The 9,920-nt window shown below is 27.9% G+C and carries 8 protein-coding genes and 1 other annotated feature; of the genes, 1 reads left to right on the top strand and 7 read right to left on the bottom strand.

Going from position 1 to position 9,920, the window contains the following annotated elements; translation table 11 throughout:
* Window positions 1-157: 157 nt before the first annotated feature.
* From RYM86_RS13260 to RYM86_RS13230, 7 genes are all read right to left on the bottom strand, one after another.
* Window positions 158-1,063 carry a D-alanine--D-alanine ligase gene (locus RYM86_RS13260; protein ID WP_315081049.1) on the bottom strand — a complete coding sequence of 302 codons (906 nt, stop codon included), beginning with the start codon at window positions 1,061-1,063 and terminating at the stop codon, window positions 158-160.
* A gap of 244 nt (window positions 1,064-1,307) precedes the next feature.
* A complete protein-coding gene (nth, locus tag RYM86_RS13255; protein ID WP_315081048.1) occupies window positions 1,308-1,934 on the bottom strand; it encodes an endonuclease III in 627 nt (208 codons plus the stop codon).
* A gap of 18 nt (window positions 1,935-1,952) precedes the next feature.
* Window positions 1,953-2,657 carry a lysophospholipid acyltransferase family protein gene (locus RYM86_RS13250; RefSeq protein WP_315081046.1) on the bottom strand — a complete coding sequence of 235 codons (705 nt, stop codon included), beginning with the start codon at window positions 2,655-2,657 and terminating at the stop codon, window positions 1,953-1,955.
* A gap of 46 nt (window positions 2,658-2,703) precedes the next feature.
* Entirely contained in the window at window positions 2,704-3,705 is a 1,002-nt protein-coding gene (gene queG, locus RYM86_RS13245; protein WP_315081050.1) for a tRNA epoxyqueuosine(34) reductase QueG, read from the bottom strand.
* A 14-nt stretch (window positions 3,706-3,719) separates the two neighbouring features.
* On the bottom strand, window positions 3,720-4,304 hold the full coding sequence (gene epsC / locus RYM86_RS13240) for a serine O-acetyltransferase EpsC (protein ID WP_315081045.1): 585 nt from the start codon (window positions 4,302-4,304) through the stop codon (window positions 3,720-3,722).
* 185 nt (window positions 4,305-4,489) lie between these two features.
* Entirely contained in the window at window positions 4,490-5,401 is a 912-nt protein-coding gene (gene cysK, locus RYM86_RS13235; protein ID WP_315081044.1) for a cysteine synthase A, read from the bottom strand.
* Window positions 5,402-5,544: 143 nt separating this feature from the next.
* Window positions 5,545-5,803 (bottom strand) — a binding site (T-box leader).
* A gap of 79 nt (window positions 5,804-5,882) precedes the next feature.
* Complete coding sequence (locus tag RYM86_RS13230; protein ID WP_315081043.1) at window positions 5,883-7,133, bottom strand: magnesium transporter MgtE N-terminal domain-containing protein; 1,251 nt, start codon at window positions 7,131-7,133, stop codon at window positions 5,883-5,885.
* A 718-nt stretch (window positions 7,134-7,851) separates the two neighbouring features.
* On the opposite strand from RYM86_RS13230, the gene RYM86_RS13225 reads away from it, so the two are divergent.
* The gene (locus RYM86_RS13225) at window positions 7,852-9,876 is read left to right on the top strand and encodes a YgiQ family radical SAM protein (RefSeq protein WP_315081042.1); all 2,025 of its coding nucleotides are present in this window, start codon (window positions 7,852-7,854) and stop codon (window positions 9,874-9,876) included.
* The last annotated feature ends 44 nt before the right edge of the window (window positions 9,877-9,920 follow it).

Below are 9,920 nucleotides of genomic sequence, written 5' to 3'. Positions count from 1 at the left end.
CCCCCATTACGGACTTTCACCGATTAGTACGTGCCCATGCTGGGCACACAACAAATAGAGACAAGCATTTATGCAGATACTTATCTCTATGCTATATGATTATTATTTTATAATGGTTAAAATTTAGTTAAAGTTTTTATATTCAAATCAATGTATTTTATCTAATAACCTTCATTGATTCATCAATTATCATGTCTATAAGTTTTTCAAATGATATATTAAGTCCTGCTGCACTCTTAGGAATTAAACTGTTAGGAGTCATTCCTGGTAGAGTATTAACTTCTAAAATATATGGAACTTTATCTTCAGTTACTATCATATCAACTCTTGAATAAACTTCACATTTTAATGCTTTGTATGTTGCTAAAGCCATTTTTTCTACTTCTTCATGTAATTCTTTTGGAAGTTCTGTTACAAATTCATCTGATCCTCCATCTGCATATTTTGCAGTGAAATCAAAAAATTCAGCTTTTGGCTTTATTGCTACAACTGGTAACATCTTATCAACGAATACAGGACAAGTTATTTCATCACCTTTTATAAATTTTTCTATAATAACTTCGCTGTCCCATTTAAACCCTTCTGTCACAGCATCTTTTATATCTTTTTCTTCTTTTATTATAAATGTAGCAACACTTGATCCTCCATGAGTTGGTTTTACTACTACTGGATATCCCATTTTTTCTATTTCTTCATAATTTATTTTATCATTTCTTCTTAGATTTATCCAAGGTGCTGTTCTTATATTAGCAGCTTTTAATATACATTTACTTATGTCCTTATCCATGCACATAGAGCTACTTAATGGACCACAGCCTGAGTATGGTATTCCAAGTGTTTGAAGAACTGATTGAACCGTTCCATCTTCTCCAAATTGACCATGTAATGCTAAAAGTGCAAAATCAATTCCTTTAACTTTATTTATTATATCTTCTTTTTCATCAATAACTATAGAAACCACTTCATATTTATCTTTATTTATACTATGAACTATTGATTTACCACTTTTTAAAGATATTTCCCTTTCTGATGAAATACCACCCATTATTACTCCAACTTTCATAAGTTACCTCCAATATTTTAGTTCAATATTATTTTGTATATTAATAATAGTCTATTAATTTTAATATATCTTATAATTATATATTAATAAATTTTTTGCAAAAATTAAAGAACCACTAATAATAACCTTTAAATTACTAGTGGTTCTAACTATCTGCTATTTAATGGCTCTGTTTTAAATATGTGTTGATATATGCAATAGATAAAATGGTATTCAATATATCAACACTTTACTGAAACTAAGACTATTTTTTATCGTCATATTTACATATGTTATTTAATGGACATTCCTTACATTTAGGATTTCTAGAAATGCAACATCTTCTTCCATGAAATATTAGCAAATGATGAGTTAACGACCACTCACTTTTAGGTAACTCTTTTTGTAACTGCATTTCAACTTCTAATACATTTTCAGAATTTGCAAGATCTAATCTATTTGACACTCTAAAAACATGAGTATCTACAGCTATTGATGGCACTCCAAAAGCGTTTGATAAAACTACATTTGCTGTCTTTCTGCCTGCTCCTGCAAGCGAAGTTATTCCTTCCATGGTTCCTGGAACTTCCCCATTAAATTTTTCTTTTAATTGTCTAAACATAAGTATTAAATTTTTAGACTTGTTACGATATAACCCTATTTGTTTTATTCTTTGCTCTAATTCTTCATTTGTTATAATTAAAAAGGAATCTAAGTCAGGGTAATCTTTAAATAAAGTTTGCGTAACTTCATTAACCTTTTTATCAGTAGTCTGTGCTGATAAAATCGTAGCCACTAACAGTTGAAAAGGTGTTTCATAATTTAATTCACATTTAGCATCTGGGTAAGTTTCTTTTAGAATATCTAAAATCTTTTGTGTCCTTACTTTCATATTATTTACAATCTCCTCTTATTTATAAACTCCCCTGTATTCTTCAGGTAATAAGTTCGCTATACTCTTCATTAATATATGGAGACATCTATCATCATATTCATGTTTATCTTCATTTTCATTTTTCTTTGGAAGTTCTATTTTTTGTCCTACATTTATGCTAACATCAGCATTTTGCCATTTTTCTCCTCCCATATCTCCACTTTTACTTATAGGAAGAAGCTTTTCTGTTCCACACATTCCAATAGGAATTATTTCTGCTTTTGACATTCTAGCCATTAATAATATTCCTTTTTTACCTTCAATCATAGCGCCAGTCCTACTTCTAGTTCCTTCTGGGAAAATTAAAATATCATTTCCAGCTCTGAGAGTCTTAACAATTCTTGTTATAGCATCTTTATCTGGTGAATTAGGCTTTATAGGAATGTTTTTTATAACTTTTGTTCCTAATCTTGTTATAAGATCATCACTTAACTTAGCACCTGCAATAAAATATGGATCACTTTTTTCTCTTAATATTCGATCTAACACTAATCCATCTGCGTTACTTAAATGATTACATATAAAAATTCTAGGTTTTTTAGCTTTATCTATATTTTCAATTCCTTTTAAGGTTATATTTGCATATTTTTTTATATAATTCGCAATTTTCATTTTACCAAAATTCACAAGAAAACTTTCTGGTAACATTTCTAATATTTTTACTATAGTTGGTGATAGCATATTTCTCACTCCTGCTCTAATCTCTATATCTCTTTATATATAATAATTATATTCTAGTTTTTTGGAAAAGTCTATTTATATACTCATTTAAATATGGTGATTCAAACTTTTGATTTTGGTCTAAATTATTGCTTTTTAAATACATTTTACTTCTAATCAAAGCATTTCTTTTCAAGATATTTTTCCCTCTCCATCCACAAGATGTATTCTTAAAACTTTCCTTAAATTGTCCATTTCCCATATTAATAATAAATTCTTCATTATTATTAATCATAAAATCAAAAGGCAGAAATTCTGGTATTTTAGATAATTCTTTATCTATATTATAAGGGCATACCAATTGACATGTATCACATCCAAACATTCTTCCCTGCAATTTTTCTATTTCCCAATTCTCTAAATCTTTTTTTTGAGTAATATAAGATAAACATATATTGCAATTTTTTTTATTAGAATTAATAGCTTTAGTTGGACATGCTACGTAGCATTCTTTGCATTCACCACATTCCTTAAATAAATTCATATCTTCAAATGTACCTTTATCTTCATCATAAATCTCTAAATCAGTTATTATCTCACCTAAGAAAATATATGAACCATATTTCTTATTTATAAGTAAATTATTTTTTCCAATAAATCCAACTCCACCTAAATAAGCTATATATCTTTCAGGTAACGAATTGCTATCAACAAAACTTTTGGCTTTTCCACCATGAGATTCTATTATTTCGCAAATAATTTTTAAGTATTTATTTACTACATAGTGATAATCCATACCCTTTGTGTATACAGAAAAACCATTATTATTATTTGATTCAGAAGTCAAATAAGGGAAAGCTATAGAAATTATAGTTTTCCCCTCTTTTAAATATTGAATTGGATTTATTCTTTTCTCTATATCATCCTCTTCAAATTCATTTTGCAAATTTAAATCTTTTCTATCTTTATAAAAGTTCTTTAGTTCATCAAACCTTCTACACTTTATAAAACCTATTGAGTCTATTCCTAAAGAAGAACAGGTTTTAATTATTTGATCTTTTACTCCCATCATCATATATTCCTCTAAATTATCATTTCATTATAAATTTTTTTCTTTATTCCTTTTAAATCTTCTATTTCAATTATAGAAGCCTTAGTTCTAACAATGTTTCTAGCAGAAACCCCTACTGTTGTTGCCCCTTGTGGAACATCATGCAATACAACTGCATTAGAACCTATTTTAGCATTGTCTCCAATATTAATTGGACCTAAAACTTTTGCACCTGCCCCTATAAGAACATTATTTCCTACTGTTGGATGTCTCTTACCTTTATCTTTACCAGTACCACCAAGAGTTACTCCATGATATAAAATAACATCATTACCAATTTCAGCAGTTTCTCCAATAACAACTCCCATCCCATGATCTATAAATAGCCCTCTTCCTATGGTTGCACCTGGATGAATTTCTATTCCTGTAAGAAAACGTGATAATTGAGAAATAAATCTAGCTAAAAAGAAAAACTTGTGCTTATATAAAAAATGTGAAATTCTATAAGCTATAAGAGCATGAATACATGGATATAAAAGTAATACTTCCACCTTACTTTTAGCAGCCGGATCATTTATTAAAACCCTTTCTAAATCATAATTTAAATTTTTAAACACAATTCCATTCTCCTTCTTCAATAAAATTCAATAGAATTTAATTTTAGTTTATATTTTAATATAATTTTGATATATACAATAGGTAAAGTGGTATTGTAACTTAACTATAGTCATTTTAGCATTCATAAGTTTAATTACTCAGTACACCTTTACTTATGCATATATCAAAACATCACCTAACTTTATTAATCATATATTCCCATTGATATATATTTTTCTCCTCCATCTGGTGCAATTGCTAATACTTTTTTTCCTTTTCCTAATTTTTTTGCTATTTCAATAGCTCCATATATGGAAGCTCCAGCTGATATTCCTACTAAAACACCTTCTGTTTGTGCAACATCCTTAGTAATTTTTAATGCATCTTCGTCTTTTACCTTTAAAATTTCATCTATATATTTTTCTTCATATATTCCTGGTATAAATCCCGCTCCTATACCCTGTATTTTGTGAGCCCCTGGTTTTCCTCCACTTAATACTGGTGATGAAAATGGCTCTACTGCCACTGCTTTTATTTCAGCATTTTTATTCTTTAAATTTTTTGATATTCCAACTAATGTTCCACCAGTTCCAACCCCAGCAACAATAGCATCTAAATCCGGTATATCTTTATAAATTTCTTCTGCAGTTGTTTCATAGTGTTTTTCTGGATTAGCTATATTCTCAAATTGTTGAGGAATAAAGTATTCATCTCCAACACCAATTTCTAATGCTTTTTCAATAGCACCTTTCATGCCTTTACTTCCATCTGTTAATATTAATTCTGCCCCATACGCCTTAATTAAATCTCTTCTTTCTTTACTCATTGTTTCAGGCATAACTATTATAACTTTATATCCTTTTAATTTGCCTATTAAAGCAAGTGCTATACCTGTATTTCCACTTGTAGGTTCAACTATGATTGATCCTTTTTTTAATAGACCTTCTTTTTCTGCTTTTTCTATCATACCAAGTGCTGCTCTATCTTTTACACTTCCACCTGGATTAAATTTCTCTAATTTAACATAAACCTCTGCCATATTATCACCATTAACTAAATTATTTAATTTTAAAATTGGTGTTTTTCCTATTAATTCTAATATTCCATTATAAATCATTTTTTCTCCCCCTTAGCATTCATTTTTAGTAATTTACATATTGTCTAATTTTTTTGATATAAGATTTCTAATTATTTTATACCCAGAAATCTTATTATTTTTTTCATTTTATATAAAATAAAAAACTCCATCTCTTATAAAAATATAGAGACGAAGTTATATCCGCGGTTCCACTCTAATTGAATTAAATAAATTTAATTCCTCTTGAAATTTAGCACAAATTTATGCATCATCACTATAACGGGTGATTCCGAAAAATCTTAATATAAACATTTAAAATGCTTAATTCAGATTTCAACTCCAAAGTGCACTTCACATAAATTCTTGATGAAAAAATTCCAGCTTTCTTTTTTCTCTCTGTAAACTTTCCTTTATGCTACTTTACTTTTTCACAGTTTTTAATTCTGAGTAAATTGATATGCTTTTATAGTTTCATTATATGTTATTTCAAAAAAAAGTCAATATAATTTCAAAAAATAATTTAATTTTTCTTTTTCCAAAAAGGGAATAAAAATTCATCTATTAAATCATGGATTATCACTATTCCAACTAGTCTATCTTCATCATCAACTACTGGTACTGTAACCAAATCATATTTAGCCGCTGCTTCTATTGCTTCATTTATTTCATCATCATGTTTTACACGTGAAACAGTTTCATCCATTATATCTTTTATTTTTTTAGTACTATCATTTATTATTAAATCTCTTAATGAAATCATACCTTCAATTTTGTCTTCTTCATTTGTTATATATATATAATACATGACTTCTTCATCAGGTTGCATTTCTTTAAGTATATCTAGTGCATCAGAAATTGTTATATCTAAATTTAATGATATAAACTCTTTACTCATGATACTACCAACAGTTTCATCTTCATATTCTAATAATTCTTTAACTTCTTTTGCATCTTCTTTTTCTAGATTTATTAATATTTTTTCTCTTTCCTCTTCATCTAAATCATCTAAAAGGTCAGCTATTTCATCATTAGCCATATTTTCTAATACTTCAGCTGCTTTAGTTTCTGATAAATCCTTAATTATACTACCTTTATATTCTGGATCTATTTCTTCTAATGTATCTGCAGCTAGATCCTCATCTAATGATTCAAATATTTGCTTTCTAGATCTTGCATCTAAATCTTCTAATATATCTGCAAGATCAGCTGGATGTAATGTTGATAATTTTTGATATGGTACTACTAACTTTAAATTATTATCAACCATTTCTAATGATTCAACATCTTCCCACATTAAAACTTTGTCTTCATAATCTTTGCCTAAAATTTTATATAAACATTTAGCAATTCCTGCAACATTCAATCTTCTGTATCTTGCAAGTGGCCCTGTTTCAACTGCCACAACTCTATATTCCCCTGCTATTTCAGCAATTCTTAAATCATTAACACGTACTACTTGTTTGCCATTTATATCTACTATTTTTTTGTCTAATAAATTTTTTGAAAGAAGATAAGTATAAGTCATTGGAAGTATTTCTTTGCTTCCTCTTGTTCTTATCTTTACATCTCCATTATCATCTAAAAATTCTATATATCTAAACTCATAATGAAATGTAATTCCATCCTTCCTAAGTTTGTAGCCTATAACTCTTGGATATCCCTCTTCTGTTGTTACATAAACATCTCTTAATTCTCCTAGAGCATCCCCAAATTCATCGTAAATATTTTTAAATAAAATACTTGTATATAAAAATACTGATAATTTCTTCATGAAAGATTCCTCCTCTATGTTTTCAGAAAGAACTTTCATTGCATTTAAATAGATGAACAGCTCTTCCTAAATATATTAAGTTGTAATTTTAAATTATTAATAATCTGAGGTCCAGCCTCCATCTTTTACACCACCTTATAATCTACAGTATAATTTGAGTTATCCTTAGCTTCTTTAATAATATAATTTTCTAAAGAATAAAAAATTCAAATTACGTCATCATCTTGTTTATTTCTACTAATTATTATATTACATAGATGCAAAAAGGCAACAAATTTTTTTCTGCCAAAGCCCCTTATATTACAATGTTACCGTTGTTCTGAAATGTATGATTATTATTTATTTAAAACTTGCGACTATTTTACTAAAATAATAATTATTGTTATTTGTAAAGTAATCTTGCGTATGTTAATATAAACTGAGTTATTATTCATAGGTTAAATGTGTCTTAACCCTTGATAAATGCTTGTTAAATACTATTAATGAAATTAACATATACTTGAAAATAGTATATGTTTTATAAATTGAGTATGTTTTTATCATATGTTGATATATACAATAGTAAATTGGCATTGTAATTGTAATATTCCTAAGTTCAATTATCTGTTCAGCTTTACTTATACATTTATCAATATATTACCAAAATATACACTTAAGTTATTTATACACCTTAGTAATATGAATTTAAATTAATATATGAATTGGAGTTAATTAATATATGAAACTTTGTAAAGAATTTTTACCTATATGTAAAGAAGATTTAGTAAAAAGAAGTATTGAACAATTAGATTTTATAATTGTAACCGGAGATGCCTATGTTGATCATCCATCTTTTGGTACTGCTATAATTGGAAGAACTCTTGAATCTGAGGGTTTTACAGTTGGAATTATTGCACAACCTGATTGGAATGATTGTGAGGACTTTAAAAAATTAGGACGACCTAAGTATGGATTTTTAGTTAATTCAGGCAATATAGATTCTATGGTTAACCATTATACTGCTGCAAAAAAACGTAGAAGCGAAGATTTATATTCTCCAGGTGGTAAATCAGGACATAGGCCTGACAGAGCTGTAATTGTTTATTGTAATAGAATAAGAGAAGCTTTTAAAGATGTAGCAATTGCAATTGGTGGCATAGAAGCAAGTCTTAGAAGATTTGCTCATTATGATTATTGGGATAATAAAGTAAGAAGAGGTATTCTTCTAGATTCTAAAGCAGATTTATTGATGTATGGTATGGGAGAAAAAACAGTAGTTCAAATTGCTGATTTATTAAGATATGGCGCCAATATAAAAAATATCACTAATGTTCGAGGTACATGTTACTTAACTAATGATATATCGCATATTGAAAACCCAGTTATTGTTCCATCATATGAAGAAGTAGTAAGTGATAAAAATGCTTATTCAGAAGCTTATAAATTAGAATATTATGAACAAGATTCAATTATTGGTAAAACAGTAATACAAAAATACGGTGATCGATATCTAGTTCAAAATCCACCTCAAGAAAACTTAACACAAGAGGAAATGGATATTACATATAATTTACCTTATACAAGAACTTACCATCCAATGTATGAAGCTGATGGTGGAATACCTGCAATCCAAGAAGTTAGATTTTCAATAACAAGTCATAGAGGATGTTTTGGTTCATGCTCATTTTGTGCATTAACATTCCATCAAGGAAGAGTAATTCAAAATAGAAGCCAAAATTCTATAGTTGATGAAGCAAAATTATTAACTACTTTTCCTGATTTTAAAGGATATATTCATGATATTGGTGGTCCAACTGCTGATTTTAGACATAGAGCCTGTAAAAAACAAGAAGTACACGGAACGTGTAAAACTAAACAATGTATGTTTCCAGCGCCTTGTAAAAATTTAAAGATTGATCATACTGAATATCTTTCTTTATTAAAAAAAGTTAGACAATTACCTGGTATAAAAAAAGTATTTATTCGTTCAGGTATTAGATATGATTACTTAATTCACGATAAAAACGATTCTTTCTTTAAAGAATTGTGTGAACATCATATAAGTGGTCAATTAAAAGTAGCTCCAGAACATGTTGTTCCAAAAGTGTTAAATCAAATGGGAAAACCAACAAGAGAAGTATATGATAGATTTGTTGATAAATATTTTAATATAAACAAAAAATTAAATAAGAAACAATTCCTTGTACCTTATTTAATGTCTTCTCACCCTGGTTCTGATTTAAATGCAGCAATAGAGCTTGCACAATACGTTAAAGAAATGGGATATACACCAGAACAAGTACAAGATTTTTATCCTACTCCTGGAAGCTTATCAACTACTATGTACTATACTGGATTTAATCCTCTTACTGGAGAAGAAGTTTATGTTCCAAAAACTCAAGAAGAAAAAGAAATGCAAAGAGCTTTAATTCAATTTTCTATACCTAAAAATCATAAAAAAGTAAAAAAGGCCTTAATTACAGCACATAGAGAAGATTTAATTGGTAATGGTAAAGAGTGTTTAATTGGTTTTACACCAGCTAAACTTGGATATCAAGGCAAAAATAATAGAAATAAATCATCTAATAACAATACAGACAATAATTCAAATAAGAATAATAATGGAGCTTCTAATAGAACTAGTAACAAAAAGTCCACTTCTAAATCTAGTTCAAACGGTAAAAATATAGAAAGCGCCAATAATTCTTTAAATAAAAAATCTAAAAGTAATTTTAAACCTAAAACTTCTAATAGAAGAAAATAGATTAAATTTATTAATAAGAAAAACAGTCACAATAATTATTTATT

Source organism: uncultured Clostridium sp. (genome assembly GCF_963527835.1).
In the GTDB taxonomy this organism is placed as follows: Bacteria; Bacillota; Clostridia; order Clostridiales; family Clostridiaceae; genus Clostridium.
Note: the sequence above shows the minus strand (reverse complement) of the source record. Positions and strands in the feature narration are given on the sequence as shown.

Excerpts from the sequence above, each read along its gene's own strand:
- RYM86_RS13225 (WP_315081042.1), top strand. The coding sequence starts at position 7,852 with ATGAAACTTTGTAAAGAATTTTTACCTATATGTAAAGAAGATTTAGTA.
- queG (WP_315081050.1), bottom strand. The coding sequence starts at position 3,705 with ATGGGAGTAAAAGATCAAATAATTAAAACCTGTTCTTCTTTAGGAATA.
- nth (WP_315081048.1), bottom strand. The coding sequence starts at position 1,934 with ATGAAAGTAAGGACACAAAAGATTTTAGATATTCTAAAAGAAACTTAC.
- RYM86_RS13250 (WP_315081046.1), bottom strand. The coding sequence starts at position 2,657 with ATGCTATCACCAACTATAGTAAAAATATTAGAAATGTTACCAGAAAGT.
- cysK (WP_315081044.1), bottom strand. The coding sequence starts at position 5,401 with ATGATTTATAATGGAATATTAGAATTAATAGGAAAAACACCAATTTTA.
- RYM86_RS13230 (WP_315081043.1), bottom strand. The coding sequence starts at position 7,133 with ATGAAGAAATTATCAGTATTTTTATATACAAGTATTTTATTTAAAAAT.
- RYM86_RS13260 (WP_315081049.1), bottom strand. The coding sequence starts at position 1,063 with ATGAAAGTTGGAGTAATAATGGGTGGTATTTCATCAGAAAGGGAAATA.